This window comes from Chryseobacterium sp. D764 (assembly GCF_019317325.1).
GTDB lineage: Bacteria > Bacteroidota > Bacteroidia > Flavobacteriales > Weeksellaceae > Chryseobacterium.
Genome location: NZ_CP079219.1, coordinates 2,183,984 through 2,203,166, shown reverse-complemented (window position 1 = coordinate 2,203,166; position 19,183 = coordinate 2,183,984). Strand labels below are relative to the sequence as shown.

At 34.2% G+C, this 19,183-nt stretch carries 18 protein-coding genes; 14 read left to right on the top strand and 4 right to left on the bottom strand.

Annotation, left to right across the window (positions count from 1 at the left end; all coding sequences use genetic code 11):
* Window positions 1–61: 61 nt before the first annotated feature.
* The 13 genes from KYG33_RS09905 (at window position 62) to KYG33_RS09845 (ending at window position 13,162) form a co-directional block, all read left to right on the top strand.
* The gene (locus KYG33_RS09905) at window positions 62–1,189 is read left to right on the top strand and encodes a glycosyltransferase family 4 protein (protein ID WP_077419233.1); all 1,128 of its coding nucleotides are present in this window, start codon (window positions 62–64) and stop codon (window positions 1,187–1,189) included.
* A gap of 1 nt (window position 1,190) precedes the next feature.
* Window positions 1,191–3,041, top strand: coding sequence for an asparagine synthase (glutamine-hydrolyzing) (gene asnB, locus KYG33_RS09900; protein WP_219073160.1), 1,851 nt, complete (start codon window positions 1,191–1,193; stop codon window positions 3,039–3,041).
* Between the two features lie 5 nt (window positions 3,042–3,046).
* Window positions 3,047–4,285 carry a glycosyltransferase family 4 protein gene (locus KYG33_RS09895; RefSeq protein ID WP_219073159.1) on the top strand — a complete coding sequence of 413 codons (1,239 nt, stop codon included), beginning with the start codon at window positions 3,047–3,049 and terminating at the stop codon, window positions 4,283–4,285.
* Window positions 4,286–4,374: 89 nt separating this feature from the next.
* Window positions 4,375–5,499, top strand: coding sequence for an O-antigen ligase family protein (locus KYG33_RS22580; protein ID WP_077419236.1), 1,125 nt, complete (start codon window positions 4,375–4,377; stop codon window positions 5,497–5,499).
* 50 nt (window positions 5,500–5,549) lie between these two features.
* Window positions 5,550–6,152: a sugar transferase gene (locus tag KYG33_RS09885; protein WP_180564433.1), complete on the top strand. Its 603-nt coding sequence runs from the start codon at window positions 5,550–5,552 to the stop codon at window positions 6,150–6,152.
* 9 nt (window positions 6,153–6,161) lie between these two features.
* Entirely contained in the window at window positions 6,162–6,755 is a 594-nt protein-coding gene (locus KYG33_RS09880; protein ID WP_219073158.1) for an acetyltransferase, read from the top strand.
* Between the two features lie 20 nt (window positions 6,756–6,775).
* Window positions 6,776–7,912 (top strand): aminotransferase class I/II-fold pyridoxal phosphate-dependent enzyme, encoded by a 1,137-nt coding sequence (locus KYG33_RS09875; protein ID WP_077419239.1) that lies wholly within the window; start codon window positions 6,776–6,778, stop codon window positions 7,910–7,912.
* A gap of 14 nt (window positions 7,913–7,926) precedes the next feature.
* The gene (locus tag KYG33_RS09870; protein ID WP_219073157.1) at window positions 7,927–8,496 is read left to right on the top strand and encodes a sugar transferase; all 570 of its coding nucleotides are present in this window, start codon (window positions 7,927–7,929) and stop codon (window positions 8,494–8,496) included.
* Window positions 8,497–8,511: 15 nt separating this feature from the next.
* Complete coding sequence (gene rfbC, locus KYG33_RS09865) at window positions 8,512–9,057, top strand: dTDP-4-dehydrorhamnose 3,5-epimerase (protein WP_077419241.1); 546 nt, start codon at window positions 8,512–8,514, stop codon at window positions 9,055–9,057.
* Between the two features lie 96 nt (window positions 9,058–9,153).
* A complete protein-coding gene (gene rimO, locus KYG33_RS09860) occupies window positions 9,154–10,455 on the top strand; it encodes a 30S ribosomal protein S12 methylthiotransferase RimO (protein WP_077419242.1) in 1,302 nt (433 codons plus the stop codon).
* 374 nt (window positions 10,456–10,829) lie between these two features.
* Window positions 10,830–11,465, top strand: a complete 636-nt coding sequence (locus KYG33_RS09855) for a hypothetical protein (protein WP_077419243.1) — start codon at window positions 10,830–10,832, stop codon at window positions 11,463–11,465.
* Window positions 11,466–11,490: 25 nt separating this feature from the next.
* Window positions 11,491–12,225: a hypothetical protein gene (locus tag KYG33_RS09850; protein ID WP_219073156.1), complete on the top strand. Its 735-nt coding sequence runs from the start codon at window positions 11,491–11,493 to the stop codon at window positions 12,223–12,225.
* Window positions 12,226–12,790: 565 nt separating this feature from the next.
* Window positions 12,791–13,162, top strand: coding sequence for a septal ring lytic transglycosylase RlpA family protein (locus tag KYG33_RS09845; protein WP_034699143.1), 372 nt, complete (start codon window positions 12,791–12,793; stop codon window positions 13,160–13,162).
* Between the two features lie 68 nt (window positions 13,163–13,230).
* Here KYG33_RS09845 and KYG33_RS09840 read toward each other — a convergent pair whose 3' ends face one another.
* The 4 genes from KYG33_RS09840 to KYG33_RS09825 all read right to left on the bottom strand — a co-directional run bounded on the left by KYG33_RS09840 (window position 13,231) and on the right by KYG33_RS09825 (window position 17,692).
* Window positions 13,231–13,995 carry an exodeoxyribonuclease III gene (locus KYG33_RS09840; protein ID WP_219073155.1) on the bottom strand — a complete coding sequence of 255 codons (765 nt, stop codon included), beginning with the start codon at window positions 13,993–13,995 and terminating at the stop codon, window positions 13,231–13,233.
* The gene (locus KYG33_RS09835; RefSeq protein WP_219073154.1) at window positions 13,995–14,285 is read right to left on the bottom strand and encodes a YciI family protein; all 291 of its coding nucleotides are present in this window, start codon (window positions 14,283–14,285) and stop codon (window positions 13,995–13,997) included. Before KYG33_RS09835 ends, KYG33_RS09840 begins: the two co-directional genes overlap by 1 nt.
* Before the next feature lie 100 nt (window positions 14,286–14,385).
* Window positions 14,386–15,930 (bottom strand): bifunctional response regulator/alkaline phosphatase family protein, encoded by a 1,545-nt coding sequence (locus KYG33_RS09830; protein WP_077419247.1) that lies wholly within the window; start codon window positions 15,928–15,930, stop codon window positions 14,386–14,388.
* Window positions 15,931–16,045: 115 nt separating this feature from the next.
* On the bottom strand, window positions 16,046–17,692 hold the full coding sequence (locus KYG33_RS09825; RefSeq protein WP_219073153.1) for a S41 family peptidase: 1,647 nt from the start codon (window positions 17,690–17,692) through the stop codon (window positions 16,046–16,048).
* Window positions 17,693–17,921: 229 nt separating this feature from the next.
* Between KYG33_RS09825 and KYG33_RS09820 the strand changes: the two genes are divergently transcribed.
* A complete protein-coding gene (locus KYG33_RS09820) occupies window positions 17,922–19,148 on the top strand; it encodes an HD domain-containing protein (protein WP_180564426.1) in 1,227 nt (408 codons plus the stop codon).
* Window positions 19,149–19,183 lie beyond the last annotated feature (35 nt).

Sequence of the window (19,183 nt, the reverse complement as noted above, 5' to 3'; positions counted from 1 at the left end):
AAGAAATAAAAACATAATCAATGTTTAACAGGAAAATTGAAAACTTTCCAAAAATCAATTAATGAATAAAAAATACCGATTTCACATCTGCCATCTGACAAGTGTTCATCCAAGAAACGATTCTAGAATATTTCATAAGATGTGTAAAAGTCTGGCATCTAAGGATGTTAAGATGACGTTGGTAGTTGCTGATGGTAAAGGCAATGAGACGGTGGACAATGTAGAAATTATAGATATAGGAGTCCCAGCTGGTAGATTGAAGAGAATTACACAAACTACAGGTGAAATCTTTAATAAAGCTAAAGAACTTAACGCAGATGTTTTTCATCTTCATGATCCTGAATTGCTTTTAATAGCAAGAAAACTGAAAAAATTAAATAAAAAAGTAATCTTTGATTCCCACGAAGATACAGTAAACACGATTTTAGTTTCACCCTATTTAAAATCTCCTGTTTCAAATATTATTTCCACATTATATGAGAATTTTGAACGCTATACCTGTAAAAAGATAGATGGAGTGATTGGTGCTACACCTCATATTGAAAATTATTTTAAAAAGTTTGCCAAACAAACTGAAAATATCAATAACTATCCTATCTTATCTGATAAGAAACTGGAACAAATTTCCTGGGATCAAAAACAGGATGAAGTATGTTATGTAGGATCTATTGATGATACAAGAGGGATTAAAGATCTGATGAATTCATTGGAGCTCACAAAATCACAGGCCAGATTGAATCTGGCAGGTATGTATTCTTCTCTCACTTTGGAAAAAGAGATAAAAGAACATAAAGATTACCACCTTGTCAATGATTTCGGATATGTTAATTCTGAAGAAGTAGAAAATATTTATAACCGGTCCTTAGTAGGAGTGGTTACTTTGCACCCTATCCCAACATTTTTAGTGAGTCTGCCTATAAAAATGTTTGAATACATGGTTGCAGGAATTCCTTTTATAGCCTCAGATTTTCCATATTGGAGAAATTTATTGAAAGGGAGTGAATGTTGTATTTTTGTAGATCCTCAAAAACCTAAAGAAATTGCTGATGCTATTGATTACTTTATGCTTAATAAGCAAAAAGCGAAACAAATGGGTGAAGTGGGAAGAAAATTAGTCTTTGAAAATTTTTCATGGGAAAGCCAGGCTGAAAAATTATTAACGTTTTATCAAAAAGTTTTATCAAACTAATATGTGCGGAATAACAGGAGCAATAGAATTTAAAAGATCACAAAATCTTGATTTTAAAGAAGGAAGTGATTTACATAATTATATACGAAGAAGAGGACCGGATTACTATGGCGTTGAAAAAGCAGAATACGCTGATTGGTCAGTAACTTTGGCCCACTCAAGGCTGGCGATTATAGACCTGTCAGTAGCATCTAATCAACCTATGATTTCTGATGATGAAAGATATAGTCTCACTTATAATGGTGAAATATATAACTATCAGGAAATCAGAGAAGAATTAATATCCAATGGTTTTGTCTTCAGAACAAAAGGAGATACAGAAGTTCTTTTAAGAGCTTGGGAATGCTGGGGGGAAGCTTGTTTGAATAAGCTGAATGGAATGTTCGTTTTCGGTCTATTTGATAAGATAAAAGGAGAGTTCTATCTGGTAAGAGACCGATTTGGAGTTAAGCCGTTAATTTATACTTTTTTCGATGGTCAATTATTATTCTCTTCGTCTATAGCCTCTGTAGCTAAACAAACAAATCAGGATATAGATCTGGAATATTGTTCCAGTGGGATAAGATTCGGTTTTTTTGAAGGATATGAAGACAGGACTCCTTTCAAAAATGTAAAATATCTTTTACCAGGATCATTAATGAAATGTAAGCTGGAAGGAGAACTGAAAACAGAGACTAAAATCTGGTATTCCCTGGAAGAGCAGGTTGCAAAAAAAAGAAAAGAACTAGAGTTATTAAGCTCGGAAGAACTCATTTCTCAAGGAAAAGCCTTGTTGGGAAATTCAACTAAAATACGTTTGAGAAGTGATGTTCCTTTGGCAATTTCTTTGAGTGGAGGTGTAGATTCTTCCTCTATAGCAGCAATCGCTTCAAAAGAAGTAGATCATCTAATGGCTTTCAGCTATGGAGCTCCCGATCACCCGAAATCAGAAGGTCCCGTTATTAATAAGTTTGCAAAAGATAAAAATATTAATGTTGAATATATTCACCATTCTTACACGGCACAAGAGATGGGTAATATCTATGACCAAACCATGGAGGCACAGGAATCTCCATTTCTGGGATTGAGTATTATAGCACAGCATGAAGTATACAAGCAGGTAAAAGCAAGAAACATTAAAGTATTATTAGGCGGTCAGGGAGGTGATGAAATTTTTGCCGGATACAGAAAGTTTTTCATAGTAGCATTGCGAAAGGCAATAGAAAATAAAGAAGTTTTACCAGGCTTACAATATTTTCACTCATTAGCATTGATGTTGGTATTTGAAGCAAAACAAATAAAAACATACTGGAATGAGAAAAACAGATATCTGAAGACAACAGGGAAAGATACATCGTTCCTGGATTGCTTACCGGAAATTTCTTTAAATCTGTTTGAAAATTCATCTTTATCAAACAGACAGATTTCAGATATTCAAAAATATAGTATTCCTTCTCTTTTAAGATATGAAGATAGAAACTCAATGTATTTTTCTATTGAGAGCAGGCTACCCTTTATGGATTATAGGTTGGTGGAATTTGCTTTAGCATTACCTGATTTACTTAAAATTAAAAATGGTTACGGAAAATGGATATTACGTGAAATGATGAAAAAAGACGTACCGGGATATATCCTTAAAAACCGTCTTAAGAGAGGTTTTGATGTCACACAGAATTGGGTGAATGATGGTGTGGGGGAAAGAATAAAATCAAATATTTTAGAAAATAAATCTAAAGCAAAAGATTTTGTATCAGACTTCAGTCGACTTGAAAACAATCTCACAATTGAGAATCTTAATAACAGTAATATTCTGAATGAAGCCATCATGCTTGATTTCCTAATTGATCCAATTAAAAAACCAACCCTGCACTAATGGAAATGAAAAAAAATATCTGGCTGATTTCCAAATATGCCTCACCTCCACAATACGCAAAAGTTCCATCTCGTTTGTTTTATTTGGCAAGAGAATTTAAAAGACAGGGAAATAATACCCTCATGATAACTTCAGATTCTAATCATTTTACCAATTGTCCTGAAACTGACAAGATCTATAACGATGAAGAGGAAGATGGAATAGCTATAAGATGGATTAAAACAAAAAAATATACTAAAACGGCATCAATGGACAGGATATTGTCCTGGTTTGATTTTGAAAGAAAACTATTCTCTATGAAACTGGCCGGGATGACAAAGCCTGATACGGTTATCATTTCATCACTTTCTATTTTTACGATCATATATGGTTATTATCTGAAAAAAAAGTTTGGTAGTTTTTTAGTTTTTGAAATTCGTGATATCTGGCCTTTAACGATGACAGAAGAAGCGGGTTTTTCCAAATGGCATCCTCTTGTTTTATTGATAGGATTTATAGAAAAATTTGGATATAAAAACGCTGATCTGGTTGCAGGAACAATGCCAAGGCTGGATTTACACGTAGAAGAATTACTCGGATATAAAAAACCTTTTCATTGTTCACCATTAGGATTTGATCCTGAAAATTATTCTGAAGACTTCCTAACAGAAAAAAATCCTTTTTTAGAAATAGTACCATCGGGTAAAGTCATTATTGGCTATGCGGGAAGTATGGGAGTTACTAATGCATTGGAACCTTTTATTGAAACAATACAGATGATGAAAGAGAACACTGATATCCATTTTGTATTAGTGGGAAGCGGTGATCTCAGAGAGTCCTACAAAGAACAGTTAAAAGATTGTTCTAATGTTACGTTTTTACAAAGAATCCAGCAAAACGAAGTGAAATATTTTCTCCAGGTTTGTGATATTCTATACTTATCCACCAAAGATTCAAAAGTATGGGACTACGGGCAGTCTATGAACAAAGTAGTAGAATATATGCTCGCGGCGAAACCAATTATTGCTTCTTATACCGGATATCCTTCTATGATTAATGAAGCGGATTGTGGTAAATTTATCAACAGTACATCTACAGAAGATATAAAAAACGCAATTTTATATTATGCTAATATGAGCTCGGAAGAAAGAATAGCGATTGGAGGGAAAGGCAGAAAATGGATTCTTGAAAACAGGACATATCCGGTATTGGGAAAAAAATATATGGATGCTATTTTATTTCATTCCGTAAAGCAAAAGAAGTAGCTTTGCACTGGTTGAAATAAAAAATAGGCTTTGTTTTGAAAATTACTATTAATAATAATTTCATTTATAAACTATTCCTGTTATCTGTTATGGTGGGAAATACTATTGCCATCTCCTTTGCAAAACCTTTGGAGATGAACCCCAGGAATTTTTCTATACCATACCGAATCTTCATCATTATTTTTTCTTTATTGATAATATACAGAGAAAGAAAAAATATCAGCTTTAAAAATATTTCAATAATAAGCCTTGTTGTATTTTGGATTTTTTATATCATCAAGCTTATGTATTCGTTTAATAATTATTCCTTTAATCAGGAAGTACTATTATCAAGGAATGAAGATATTTTCAGAATCTTATGTATGGTACTTTTACCCAGCATTGCATTATTATGTATCAACTATAGTAAAATAGATTTTAAAAGTATAGTAAAATACTATGTTACTATTCTCTGTAGCCTTCTTGTTATAAATTATATATATGGCTATATAAAATTAGACCATATTTTTAGTACGTACTACATAATGTATGGTCATATAGGAGCTTCATTGTTTATCATATCATTATTTTTGCTTTTGTTTTGCAGAGAGGATTATAAATCCTATTTTCTGTTCTTTTGCCTTTTTTTAGGCCTTTTTAATGTTATACAGTCTATGGCGAGAAGTCCAATTGTAGCTATTTCTGTATGTTCTTTGTATATGATTATTTTAAAAGGGAATAAAAAATATATTTTATATGCTCTGATTTTGCTGCTGCTGTTTATAGGATTGATTATTTTGCATGAGCAATATGGCAACGGAGAAATTACAAGTTTTAACAGAATGTATAAATGGATAGCACATGGAGATACATCAAGCAGAGGTCCCTTGTATAGCAAAGCTATCGAGATATTTAATTCACATCGTTTATTTGGAGGAAGGATATTGTTTGAGGACGGCGTTCACCCACATAATATTTTTTTAGAGCTTTTAATGGCCACCGGTATTCTAGGACTGATTATTTATTTCTTAAAGTTTTGGCCCGTTGTAAAAAATGCTGCCTTATTTTGGAATATTCAAAAGGGAAATATATACTATAAACTGATTTTTGCGTTATTTTTGCAATACTTTACTTTGGTACAGACTTCCTGCAATCTTTTCAATATACCGGAATTTTTGTACTTTAGCTCAATGATTATAGGTATTGGTTATACTGCAAAAACACAGGAAGTTTAAAAAAGATATTGATAAAAGCATATGATGATTGATACACCTAATTTCTAAAAATGTACAAAAATTATTTAAAGAGGATTTTCGACTTTGTAGTTTCTCTCATAGGAATTACCCTTCTGCTTCCAATTTTTCTTATTGTGATGGTTGGATTGTTTCTTTCCAATAATGGGAAGCCTTTTTTCTTTCAACAGAGACCTGGCAGAAATGGTAAGGTATTTAAAATTATAAAGTTTAAAACAATGAATGATAAAAAGGATTCTAATGGAAACCTTTTATCAGATGCAGAAAGATTAACAGCTCTGGGAGCATTTGTCCGTAAAACATCTCTGGACGAAATTCCACAATTACTTAATGTTCTTAAAGGAGATATGTCCCTTATTGGGCCTAGACCTCTTTTAGTTCAGTATCTGCCACTGTATAATGAAAATCAGGCACGCAGACATGAGGTAAGGCCGGGAATTACCGGATGGGCACAAGTAAATGGTAGAAATGCAATATCATGGAATCAGAAATTTGATTATGATGTATGGTATGTAGAAAATATATCATTCATCTTAGATGTGAAGATTTTCTTTCTGACAGCAAAGAAAGTGTTTGTAAGAGAAGGCATTTCTGCTGATGGACATGTAACCATAGAACCCTTTCGGGGAAATTAATTTAGAGTTATGTATTTATTCGGAGCAAGTGGACACGGAAAGGTAATTGCAGATATTGCAACAGCTAATGATATAAAAATTAAAGCATTCATAGATCAGGATATCACTAAAAAAGAATGCTATGGGCTTCCTGTGTTGAATACTCTGCCGGCGGATCAGGAAAAACTGATTATTTCCATTGGAAATAACGCTATCCGCAAGAAGATTGCACAAGAAATTAAGAATGAGATTGGTATTTTAATACATCCGAAATCTATAAATTCAGATTCCGTAACCATTGAAGAAGGAACTGTAGTAATGGGAGGAGTCGTGATCAATGCAGAAACTACCATCGGGAAACACTGTATCATCAATACCAACGCTTCAGTAGATCATGATTGTGTAATTGAAGACTTTGTTCATATTTCACCCAATGCAGCGCTTGCTGGAGGGGTTGAAGTAGGAGAAGGTACCCAGATTGGAATCGGGGCATCAGTAATACAGGGGATCAAAATAGGAAAATGGTGTGTAGTAGGTGCTGGTGCAGTAATTATTAATGATATTCCTGATTATTCAGTTGTGGTAGGAAATCCTGGTAAAATCATCAAAAAAAATATTATATAAACAAGTTACTAATTAATATTATGAATACTAAAATCTGGTTGTCCTCACCTCATATGGGAGGTAACGAACAAAAATATATCAACGAAGCATTTGAAGAAAACTGGGTGGCACCATTGGGGCCTAATGTTGACGGATTTGAAAAAGATCTGGAGCAGTTTTTGGGTGAAAATGCAAAAGTTGCCGTTCTTTCTGCCGGTACTGCAGCATTGCATCTTGCCCTTATTGAATGTGGAGTACAGCATGGTGATGAGGTGATTTGCCAGTCAATGACTTTCTCAGCATCAGCCAATCCTATTGCTTACTGTGGAGGAATTCCTGTTTTTGTAGACAGCGAACCGGATACCTGGAATATGTGTCCAAAAGCTTTAAGAGAAGCCATTGAAGACAGAATTCAAAAAGGAACGAAGCCTAAAGCAATTATTGTAGTTCATTTGTATGGTATGCCTGCAAAAATGGACGAAATTACAGCTATTGCCCAGGAATTTCAGATTCCTGTTATAGAAGATGCTGCAGAAGCTCTTGGTTCTACTTACAAAGGACAGGCATGCGGAACATTCGGACGTTTTGGAGTATTAAGCTTTAACGGGAACAAAATTATTACTACATCAGGAGGCGGAGCTTTGGTTTGTCATACTCAGGAAGATAAAGATAAAACGGTTTTCCTTTCCACTCAGGCAAGAGATAATGCACCTCATTATCAGCATTCACATATTGGTTTCAATTACAGAATGAGCAATATTGTTGCAGGGATAGGAAGAGGACAGATGGAGGTACTTAAAGATAGAGTGGTAGCGCGTAGAGCAATGCATGATTTCTATTTGGATGCCTTCAAAAATATTGAAGGAGTGACCGTGTTTTCTGAACCTGGAAATGATTTTTATTCAAATCACTGGTTATCTGCCATTATTATTGATCCGCAGGTAGCAGGAAAAGACAGAGAAGGCCTAAGACTTGCATTTTTAGAAGACAATATTGAATCAAGACCACTTTGGAAGCCAATGCACCTACAGCCGGTTTTTGAATCTTCTCCCTATTACGGAGGAAAAATTTCCGAAGATCTTTTTGATAACGGACTGTGTCTTCCGTCAGGGTCCAACTTGTCAGATGATGACAGAGAAAGAATTGCAAACGTAATCCGTAACTATTTCGGAGTTTAATATCATTGAATTTAATGAATCAGTACAAATATTGGAAAGTGGTTTTTGATTTTATCTTAGCGGTAATATTGACCCTCTTTCTTATGCCGGTGCTGATTGTTTTATTTGTGATTGCAAGTATCGATACATCTTCTAATGGAATTTTTTTTCAGACCCGGATAGGACAGTATGGAAAGCCATTTACCATATTTAAATTTAAAACAATTCATGATAAAAAAAGAGTATGCTCCAGAATCGGGCAGACGCTCAGGAAGTTTAAATTTGATGAATTTCCCCAATTGTTTAATATTTTAAAGGGTGATATGAGTTTTGTAGGTCCCAGACCTGATATCGAAGGTTATTATGATAAACTGGCCGGAGCAGATAGAAAAGTTCTGGAATTAAAACCCGGATTAACGTGTGAAGCAAGCATTAAATACAGAGATGAAGAAGACCTTCTGAACAGCCAGAAGAATCCTTTGCTATATAATGATGAAATATTATTTCCAAACAAAGTAAAAATGAATCTTGACTATTTTGAAAATATGTCTTTCAAAAATGATACGAAGATTTTATTTAAAACAATAATAACCATATTGAAATAGAGTTTTTTTACTATTATGAAAATTAAAGAAACCCCGCTTAAAGATTGCTATATCATAGAGCCTACCATATTTGAAGATGAAAGAGGCTACTTCTTTGAAAAATTCAACGAAAAGAAATTTGAAGAATTAACAGGAATGAACGGCCACTTTGTACAGGATAATGTTTCCAGATCATCTTATGGAGTGCTTAGAGGACTCCATCTTCAGAAAGGTGAGCATGCACAGGCAAAACTGGTATCATGTCTTGAGGGTAGTGTGTGGGATGTTGCTGTGGATCTTAGAGAAGATTCTCCTACTTTTGGGCAATGGTTCGGAATAGAGCTTACCGCAGAAAATAAACTACAGCTTTATGTACCAAGAGGTTTTGGACACGGATTTGCCGTATTAAGTACCCATGCTGTATTTTCCTATAAATGTGATAACTTTTATAACAAAGAATCAGAAGGCAGCGTAAAGTTCAATGATCCGGATCTTGATATTGATTGGAAAGTTGATGAAAAAGACGCCATACTTTCGGAAAAAGATCAGAACTCCCCTGGATTTAAAGACAAAAACTTTTAAAATATATCCCTGAAAACCACTTTTATAAAGTGGTTTTTATTTTTTAATTCTTAACTCTTCAATATTTTGTATCTTTGCAGACTCAAAATCAAAACGATGCGTACAAAATCTGTAGGGAAGAAGAAAATCAATGTAGTCACTCTTGGATGCTCCAAGAATGTATATGATTCTGAAGTATTAATGAGCCAGCTGAAAGCTAATGGCAAAGAAGTGGTTCATGAAGACCGTGGTGACATTGTTGTAATCAATACCTGCGGATTTATTGATAATGCTAAAGAAGAATCTATTAATACTATCCTTGATTATGTCGAGGCTAAAAATAGAGGAGAGGTTGAAAAAGTATTCGTTACAGGATGTTTATCAGAAAGATACAAACCAGATTTGATAAAAGAAATTCCGGATGTAGACCAATATTTCGGAACAAGAGATCTGCCGATGCTCCTAAAACATCTTGGAGCAGATTATAAACACGAACTGGTAGGAGAAAGACTTACAACGACTCCAAAACATTATGCTTACCTTAAAATTTCTGAAGGTTGTGACAGACCATGTTCTTTCTGTGCGATTCCATTGATGAGAGGAGGTCATATGTCAACCCCTATCGAAAAACTGGTTTTAGAAGCTCAGAAACTGGCAAAAAAGGGAACAAAAGAATTAATTCTTATTGCTCAGGATCTTACTTACTATGGTCTTGATCTTTATAAGAAAAGAGCGTTAGGAGATCTTTTAAAAGAATTGGTGAAGGTAGAAGGTGTAGAATGGATTCGTCTTCATTATGCGTTCCCAAGCGGTTTCCCTGAAGATGTTCTCGATATTATCCGTGAAGAACCTAAAGTATGTAATTATATAGATATTCCTCTTCAGCATATCAATTCCGATTTGTTGAAATCCATGAAGAGAGGAACTACCCATGAGAAAACAGATGCTCTTCTAGGAAAGTTCAGAGAAAAAGTTCCGGATATGGCAATCAGAACAACACTTATCGTTGGATATCCTGGTGAAACAGAAGAAAGATTCCAGGAACTTAAAGACTGGGTAAGAGAACAGAAATTTGACAGATTAGGATGCTTTACTTATTCTCATGAGGAAAATACTACGGCTTATGTATTGGAAGATGATATTCCACAGGAAGTAAAGGAGGCAAGAGTAGAAGAAATCATGGAATTGCAGTCTCAGATTTCGTGGGAAAAGAACCAGGAAAAAGTAGGTAAAATATTCAGATGTATTTTTGATCGTAAAGAAGGCAATTATTTTATCGGAAGAACAGAGTATGATTCACCAGATGTGGACAATACGGTTTTGGTTTCTGCTGAAGATACCTATATCTCTATAGGTGAATTTGCAGATGTTAAAATTACTTCGGCCGAAGAGTTTGACTTATACGGAGAATTAGTCTAGTTAAATGCTTATTAATCAGTTTGAAATAAGATTTGTAAAATTAAGCTATTAACGAAAATTAACATAGAATTTTCTCGGTGGCTTGTTTTTATTTAATTGATAATCAGTTTGTTAATATTTTGTGTAATTAAGATTTTTCAAATTTCTATTTTAAAGTATATAAATTTGAAAATTATATCTTAAATTTGCGCAATAAGCAATATTTTTAAATAATATGCTTTCAATAAGTTAATTATTAATATGAAGCTAAAATTGAATAAAAATAATTTTTTTACCCTTCAGTTTCAATGTAATATTCACAAGTTGGGATGCGTTTTTCCTATTTTTTGAAAATATTGATGAAAAAAAATGTAATTAAAAATCTTTAAAAACTTATGAAAAAAATTTTATTAACAGCAATTATGCTTGTTGGCCTTTCGGCTTTTTCTAAGGCTCAGACTACAGGGCGAGTGGGGATTAACACAACCACGCCTGCCGCAACGCTAGATGTAGTAGCAAATACTACTGACAACGCTAGACCTGACGCTTTATTAGTCCCTCGTATGACAAGAGCACAATTATTAGCTAAAGATGCAGCTTATACTACAGCTCAAAATGGAGCACTTGCTTTCGTTACAACAATTGACGGTACAGCAACTCCTAAAACTACCAACGTTACAGCTGTAGGTTTTTACTACTATGATGGCCAGACTACGAATACCTGGATCACTGTAGGTGGTGGTGGAATCGTTACACCTGTTGCTCCTTCTGTAAGAACTTCAGCTACAGGAGCAGACTTATCTGCAGCAGACTTAAATGGTTATGTATTCCTTACAACCAATGCTGATTTGTCAACAATCCCTGTAAGTGCAGCAACAAAAGGAAAAACTATTACGCTTGTTAAAGTAGGTGGAGGTACCCTTACTGTAAACGGTGCAAGTGCAGCATCATTTAATTCAATGACTACTAATGGTAGAGGTCTTGGATTCGTTTATGATGGAGCTTCTTGGCAATCGTACTCAGCTCAATAATTATTAATTTTACACAGATTTAGTCATGAATAAAAAAATATTATTAGTTCTTGCCTCTTCTTTGGCAATGTTTCAATATACAAATGCACAGGTAAGAACAAATGGTTTCGCCAGTGGAAATATACAAGGACAAGGTGCTTTCCTTGATGCATCAGGAAGTGCCGGAGGTTTTACAGATAGTGCTAATGACGGAAAAGGGATTGTTTTTCCAAGAACAGACTTAACTGTCTTTACATTTGCAACTCCTGTTACTGACGAGGATAACTTTCCAACAGCTTACGATGGTATGATTGTTTTTAATAGTGCTACAGGAACTACTGTTTCTGGTATTGCTACAAGTGTAACTCCGGGATATTATTATTTCTCTAATCCAACTGGTGGAACGGCAAATGGTTTTGCAACTTCAACTGGTAGATGGGTTTCGCTTTCAACTTCACCTAAAGTAACTGTTGGAACAGCAGAAACAACTACAAATACTATTATTAATGTTAGTCCGGGTGTTGATAAGCAGCTTTATGCTATCAAAGGATCTTTCACTGCAAGTGGTACTTCTACAGCAGTTAATATCCCAGCCCCTACAGGAATGACTACAATGTATGGTATTACAATCTATAAAGCAGGTACAAACACTGTTTATGATAGAAGTTTATATTCTTATAATCCGGTTACAACTCCAGGAAATGCTATTACAGGATCTCCTAGTATGTCTGTAGTGTATCCTAACGGTACATACGACTATGTATTGGAATATTTAAAATAAGACATTTATTTAATTACATATAAAACCAATGAGAAATCATTGGTTTTTTACTTTTAAGAGATTTGCGTTCATTTATTTTTTTGGGTTATAAATCATCACTCATTCATTTTTTTGAATGATTAAAGCGGATATTTATTGGATATCGTATCGATCTATAAATTTTAACAAAACAAAACGGTGTTAAAAAATAAGTCAGGCATCTGGTTTTATATGAGCAGAGGTCCTCTGTCAGAAAGTTTTTCCGGAATCTGGTTCTTAAGACTTTATTTTTTTTTAAGATTGATTTTCTGATTTTATTTTAACTTTGTTGATTTTGTAATTTATTGATTTACAGTTGTTTTTAAAAGTATAAAATTTAAATTATGCACAAAGTAGTTAATTATGTTAACTTTTAGACTGTTTTTTTAACACTTTTTAACACCGTAGTCTAAAACCCCTGTTTATAGGGGGTTGCAGTGATGTTTAACATTTGTTTAATATTTTGTTAACGGTTTTTAACATATCGAATAGTGTTTTCTAAAGATTCCTGATACTTTTGCTCCGTCAAAACCAATAAAAGTTCAAAATGATGAAAAGATTCATTCTCGTAATCATAATGATGATTTCAACCTTAGGTGTTTATTCTTTTACGAGTAATGCCTTAGATGCGAAAAAAACAAGTTATGCATCGTACTACCACGATAAATTTAACGGTAGAAAAACTGCTAGCGGAGAAATCTTTGATAACTCAAAGTTTACTGCAGCAAACAGAACGCTTCCATTTGGAACAAACGTTAAGGTTACTAACCTTAAAAATGGTAAAGAGGTAATAGTGAGAATTAATGACAGAGGGCCTTACCATTCATCAAGATCTTTAGACATGTCTAAAGCTGCGTTCGATGAGATTGGAGATATCAGTCATGGTACAATTCCGGTCGAATATGAAATTGTCGATTAGTTTTATGATTTAAATTAAAAAAAAGCCAGCTGATTCAGCTGGCTTTTTGTATGCGTAATATCTGTTGATTATACATTCAATTCCAATAAAGCAGGGCAATGGTCAGAATGTACAGCTTCCTTTAAAATAACAGCCCGGGAGAGCTTATCCTTTAAACTGTAAGAAGTGAAGTTATAATCCAGCCTCCATCCCTTGTTTCTGGCTCTGGAATTTTGTCTGTAGCTCCACCATGTATAATTGTCCGGATCATTATTAAAAAATCTGAAACTGTCTATCAGCTCACATTCATTCATGAAATTCGTCATCCATTCCCTTTCCATAGGAAGAAACCCTGAAACATTCTTTAACCCAATTGGATTGTGAATATCAATTGCTTCATGACAAATATTAAAATCACCCGATATAATCAGATTGGGAATTTCTTTCTTTAAATTTTTGATATACTCCAGAAAGTCATGGCAGAATTGCATTTTAAAATCCAGTCTTTCAATATTAGACGCAGAAGGAACGTACACCGAAATAACGGAATATCCGTCAAAATCTGCACGGATGATTCTCCCTTCATTATCATAGCTTTCAATGCCGCAGCCATACTCTACATGATTAGGTTTGATTTTTGAGGCAATTCCGACCCCGCTGTAGCCTTTTCTTACTGCTGAGTGCCAATAACTGTGATAACCTAATTTTTCAAGGCTTTCGATGTCTATCTGATCGTTTCCGGCCTTGCTCTCCTGAATACAGATGATATCCGGATCAGCAGTTTGTAGCCAGCCCAGGAAATCTTTTGTAAAAGCAGCTCTGATTCCATTGACGTTGTATGTGATTAATCTCATTAGTCTTCTATAAAAAGTTTAAAATTTTCATTGTATTTCAAAGGGATAAACTCCGTGATGTCATAATCCGCTACCTGATGAATATAAAAAGGATCTTCAGAAATAATCTGCTCAATTTCATTTTTAGATTCTGCATTGGCTATAATGATACCTCCCGTTCTGGGTTCTTTTCTTCCCGAAGCAATAAAGCGTCCGGATTCATAATGCTTATTAAGGAAAATATTGTGCTGGGGAATAAGACGTTCTACATTTTCAATAGAACTCTTGTAGGTAAGCGAAATAATAAACATGATTTATTTTTTACGAAGATATGAACTATAAAAAAGAAGCGGAAAAAATCATTCGATTTTTTCCGCTTTAAACCCAAAATTAAATAAACTATGAAAAAAACTACTTGGGTTCTAAAATGCTGATAGGAATGATACACTCTTCGAGTGAAATTCCCCCATGCTGGTAGGTTTCTTTATAGTAATTAACGAAATGATTGTAATTTTTAGGGTAAGCCAGGAATATATTGTTTTTAGCAAAAATATATTTCGAGCTTAAGTTTCCTTTTGGAAGGAAAAGCTTTTCAGGATTGGTAATTGCCCATACATCGCTGTCGTCATACGTTAAACTTTTACCTGTTTTATATCTGATATTAGTAGAAGTTTCTCTGTCTCCTACCACTTTACTTGGCTTTTTCACATATACCGTTCCGTGGTCTGTCGTAATGACCAGTTTATAGCCATTTTCTGCCGCTGTTTTTATAATCTTCAGCAAAGAAGAGTTTTCAAACCAGTTGAAGGTAAGAGAACGGAAAGTTTTATCATCACGGATCAGCTGATCTACGATGTGGTTGTCTGTTTTCGCGTGGGAAAGAATATCAATGAAGTTGTATACGATAACCAGCAGATCATTACTCTTATGCTGGTTGAAATCATCATAGATCTTTCTTTCAAAATCAGCATTCAGTACTTTAAGGTACTTCATAGACTTGGATCCAAGACCAATTCTCTTCATTTGATCTTCCAGGAAATCACGCTCAAATTCATTTTTATTTCCCTCTTCATTATCATTAAACCATTTATCCGGGAAACGTTTTTCAATTTCAGACGGCATTAATCCTGCAAAAAAAGAGTTTCTCGCATACTGTGTAGCAGTAGGAAGGATGCTGTAGTAATAATCTTCCGATATCTTATTATAATATTTTGTAAATAAAGGTTCAATCACTTTCCACTGGTCGTAACGAAGGTTGTCTACCATCAGCAAAAGAACTTTTTCTTTTTCAACTTCAGGTTTTACTTTTTCCTTGAATAGGGTGTGGCTCATGAGAGGTTTGTCAGAATCAACCAGCCAGTCTGCGTAATTTTTTTCAATAAACTTCGCAAACTGAATATTGGCTTCCTCTTTCTGAGACTGCAGAAGGTCAGCAAATTCATTATCTGCAACCTTATCAAATTTGATTTCCCAGCTAAGGATTTTTTTATAATATTCTGCCCATTCCTGATACGTTCTCAGGTATGAAAGCTCCATAGAAAGGTTTCTGAATTCCTGTTGGTACTGCAAAATAGTTTTTTGCTCAACAAGATTGTCTTCCTGAAGGTTTTTCTTTAAGGAAAGTAATATCTGGTTAGGATTTACAGGCTTCAATATATAATCAGCAATCTGAGATCCGATAGCCTCTTCCATAATGTGTTCTTCTTCGCTTTTGGTAACCATCACAATCTTTAAGGAGTTATCTTTTTCCTTAATCATAGGAATAGCTTCCAATCCGGAGATACCCGGCATATTTTCATCAATTAATGTTAAAGCAAATTTCTCTGAATCCATAAGTTCCAAAGCCTCATTCACATTATTAACGGGGGTTACCTGGTAACCCTTCTTTTCTAAAAATACAATATGAGGTTTAAGTAAATCTATTTCATCGTCGATCCATAATATCTTTTCTGACATAATTTATTTTTTACACGGTTATTCTATCAAAATGTTGACCAAATCCTTTTAAAATCTCACAAAATAAAAAGATTATAAGTTAAATATTAGTTAAATGAAAGTATCGTCTGATATTTCACATTTTTGTGGTGGTTTTTATATATTCCAAAGCTCTTTCCAGAACTTCATCTTTTTCGTTTTTAAGGCCTTCTACAGTTGGTTTTACAAGAATGTCGGGAGTGATGCCTATTCTTTGTGTTTCCCTTCCGTCAGGATAATAAGCTCCAAGTCCTGTAAACCGGGTATCAAGATTGGCAATTTTAAACATAATCACATCTCCGTTGGCTCCTGCAGTATTGCTTCCGATAATTTTAGCGTTCAGATGCTGCTTGAACATCATTGCAGTGGTCTCTGCCTGGCTTTGGGTATTTTCATCTACTAAAACGATTACATTCCCTTTATAGTATTCAGGATTTTTCCTGCCGATAACATTTTTTCTGCTGTAAAATTTACCGGGATAATAAGGATCAGGAAAAGTAAACTGATAATAAACGGAAGGTTCAGGAAGCAAAAGATAACTTAGAGGGATGATCGTTTGCTTTGGATAATTTCTAAGATCAAAGATAATAGATGTTGAAGATTTTAAACTGTTGTACATTTCATCCAGATCTTCCTTCTCTATAATCTCCATATTAACATAGCCGATTTTCTTTTCCTTATCTATGAATTTCCATTTTTTTGGAGCTTCATTTTTCTCATGAAGAATATCTTTGGTAAAATACGTTTTGGTTTTTATTTCCAGATTTTGTCCACCTCTCTCAATTTTTACAGAAATAGAATCGTTATTGCTGAAGAGAAGCTTGCTTTTTGCTTTGTTGAATTTACCCCAGGAATTGGAGGCTGGAATATATTTTCCAAGGCTGTTGACTATTTGCGGAATTGTTTTACCTTCAATATCATAAATAACATCTCCTACATGAAGCGGGCTTTTATTCCGGAATTTTGTAGCATTGATTTTTGTAATCACAAGTTTTCCTTCTGCATAAGAATAGTCTGCAGGCACTCTTCGGTTTCCGTATTGATGCCGCTGAATTTCCTTTGATGAAAGATAAGCATGGGAATCATCTGTTTTGGTAACCAGTTCTGCCAATGTTAGATGATAATTTTCATCATTGTCAATCATCAGAAATTTGGGTATCATTTCTGTAAGAACATCGTTCCAGTTCTGATCAGTTTCATATTTATACGGGAAAAAATATTCTACATAATTCCAGTATCTGAATAGTTCCAATAAGCTAATGGTCTTTGAAGTGAATTTTGAACCGTAGGACTTTTCATTTCTGAAATATATTTTCCTTCCACTTTTTCCGAAATAGTGATTATCTCCAAGATTCCGATTGTTTTCAATATAATGTAGTTTTTGAGACAGGTCTCTGGAGAAAATTTGACGATTATCTATCCAGCTCAGATCAAAGTTTTTAAGAAAATACACCTTATTATCCTTTACTGAGCATTCTTTGCAGGGGGTAACTTCTCCGAGATTTCTGATCCAGTCAGCATAAAAATTATTCAACGCCTCTTTCTCATTAATAGATTCAAGTTCATCAATTTTTTGGAAAAGCTGTTTATCCCAGTTCAGATTTCCTTTTGCTACCTGTGGATGATAATATTTTAAAAATCCCCATATTCTGCAGAGGGATTCCAGTTTTTGCGTTTCAGTTATAATTTGTGCGGAAAAATTTAAACTTAAAAATAATAGAAGGAAAAGAGAATACTTTCTCATTAAGGGTTGTCGTGTTTTCTCTCAAAGGTAGTCCTTTGCAACAACAACTGCAAAAGGTTTTCAAAAAAAATATTGAATTAAAAATAAAAATGAATCGGAGAAATTTTCAATCGTATTATTTGTGAAAAATATGAATGATATCAGTTTTTTAACTTCATGTTTTAATAGTAATTTAATAAATGGCTAAACTTTAAAATGCCTAACTTTGTTTACTAATATTGAAGTTTGAATGCAGAATAAGCTAAAAATCATCAACGATCCTGTTCATGGATTTATCAAAATTCCCCACGAAATTTTATTTGATATCATTGAGCACCCTTACTTTCAGAGATTAAGAAGAATCGGGCAGACCGGTCTTCTGAACCTGATATTTCCGGGAGCTACACATACAAGATTTCATCATGCACTGGGAGCAATGCACCTGATGTTTACGGCATTGGAAACATTAAAGCAGAAAGGGGTGAAAATTTCTGAAGAAGAGGAAAAAGGGGCGATGTTGGCTATTCTGATGCATGATATTGGCCATGGTCCGTTTTCTCATGCGCTGGAAAGTATGCTGATGGATGACTGGCATCATGAAAACCTTTCTTTACTCCTGATGAATAAGCTGAATGAGGAGTTTGATGGCCAGTTGTCAATGGCTATCGAAATGTTTCAGGGAAAATATCATAGAAAATTTTTCAACCAACTGATCTCTTCCCAGCTGGATGTGGACCGTTTGGATTATCTGAAAAGAGATAGTTTTTTTACCGGTGTATCGGAAGGAAATATTAATACCCAGAGAATTATTTCCATGATGAATGTCTGTGAAGAAGGTGAGCTGGTGATTGATGCAAAAGGAATTTATTCCATTGAAAATTTTCTGACAGCCAGAATGTTTATGTACTGGCAGGTCTACTATCATAAAACTTCAGCGTTAGCAGAATTTCTTTTGGTTAAAATCCTTGAAAGAGCAAAATATCTGATTTCCCAGGGAACAGAGCTTCCTGCAGCGGATAATCTGAAATATTTTTTATACCGAGAAAAGAGTGCTGCAACGGATGAAGATATAGAGAGATTTACAAGTCTTGATGATAATGATGTGATTCAGGCAATGAAAGAATGGCAAAATGCAGGTGATTTTGTGCTGTCATATTGGTGTAAATGTGTAATTCAGAGAAATTTACCTAAAACAATTATTTCATCACATCCATTTGGTAAGGAAATAATTGATGAAAAAGTAAAAAATACCAATGAATTTTTCAAAATTGATAATGGAAATGAATTGGTTCATGAAATAAAAAGGAAACTTTTACCCTATCATGCGGAAAAACAACCAATCTATTTACTGCATAAAAATGGCAGGAGAACGAGACTTCATGAGTCAGAAGATCAGCTTTTATCAGGGTTAATTGTAAATAAGACGACCCGCTATATCCTTATGTTTCCAAGAGATATCTCCAGGCTAGACTCTTAAATAATATTAAAATTTACGATCTGAAACCAAAAAAT

Excerpts from the sequence above, each read along its gene's own strand:
- KYG33_RS09885 (WP_180564433.1), top strand. The coding sequence starts at position 5,550 with ATGTACAAAAATTATTTAAAGAGGATTTTCGACTTTGTAGTTTCTCTC.
- KYG33_RS09895 (WP_219073159.1), top strand. The coding sequence starts at position 3,047 with ATGAAAAAAAATATCTGGCTGATTTCCAAATATGCCTCACCTCCACAA.
- rfbC (WP_077419241.1), top strand. The coding sequence starts at position 8,512 with ATGAAAATTAAAGAAACCCCGCTTAAAGATTGCTATATCATAGAGCCT.
- rimO (WP_077419242.1), top strand. The coding sequence starts at position 9,154 with ATGCGTACAAAATCTGTAGGGAAGAAGAAAATCAATGTAGTCACTCTT.
- KYG33_RS22580 (WP_077419236.1), top strand. The coding sequence starts at position 4,375 with ATGGTGGGAAATACTATTGCCATCTCCTTTGCAAAACCTTTGGAGATG.
- KYG33_RS09830 (WP_077419247.1), bottom strand. The coding sequence starts at position 15,930 with ATGTCAGAAAAGATATTATGGATCGACGATGAAATAGATTTACTTAAA.
- KYG33_RS09825 (WP_219073153.1), bottom strand. The coding sequence starts at position 17,692 with ATGAGAAAGTATTCTCTTTTCCTTCTATTATTTTTAAGTTTAAATTTT.
- KYG33_RS09850 (WP_219073156.1), top strand. The coding sequence starts at position 11,491 with ATGAATAAAAAAATATTATTAGTTCTTGCCTCTTCTTTGGCAATGTTT.
- KYG33_RS09835 (WP_219073154.1), bottom strand. The coding sequence starts at position 14,285 with ATGTTTATTATTTCGCTTACCTACAAGAGTTCTATTGAAAATGTAGAA.
- KYG33_RS09840 (WP_219073155.1), bottom strand. The coding sequence starts at position 13,995 with ATGAGATTAATCACATACAACGTCAATGGAATCAGAGCTGCTTTTACA.
- KYG33_RS09845 (WP_034699143.1), top strand. The coding sequence starts at position 12,791 with ATGATGAAAAGATTCATTCTCGTAATCATAATGATGATTTCAACCTTA.
- KYG33_RS09880 (WP_219073158.1), top strand. The coding sequence starts at position 6,162 with ATGTATTTATTCGGAGCAAGTGGACACGGAAAGGTAATTGCAGATATT.
- KYG33_RS09870 (WP_219073157.1), top strand. The coding sequence starts at position 7,927 with ATGAATCAGTACAAATATTGGAAAGTGGTTTTTGATTTTATCTTAGCG.
- KYG33_RS09855 (WP_077419243.1), top strand. The coding sequence starts at position 10,830 with ATGAAAAAAATTTTATTAACAGCAATTATGCTTGTTGGCCTTTCGGCT.
- KYG33_RS09905 (WP_077419233.1), top strand. The coding sequence starts at position 62 with ATGAATAAAAAATACCGATTTCACATCTGCCATCTGACAAGTGTTCAT.
- asnB (WP_219073160.1), top strand. The coding sequence starts at position 1,191 with ATGTGCGGAATAACAGGAGCAATAGAATTTAAAAGATCACAAAATCTT.
- KYG33_RS09875 (WP_077419239.1), top strand. The coding sequence starts at position 6,776 with ATGAATACTAAAATCTGGTTGTCCTCACCTCATATGGGAGGTAACGAA.
- KYG33_RS09820 (WP_180564426.1), top strand. The coding sequence starts at position 17,922 with ATGCAGAATAAGCTAAAAATCATCAACGATCCTGTTCATGGATTTATC.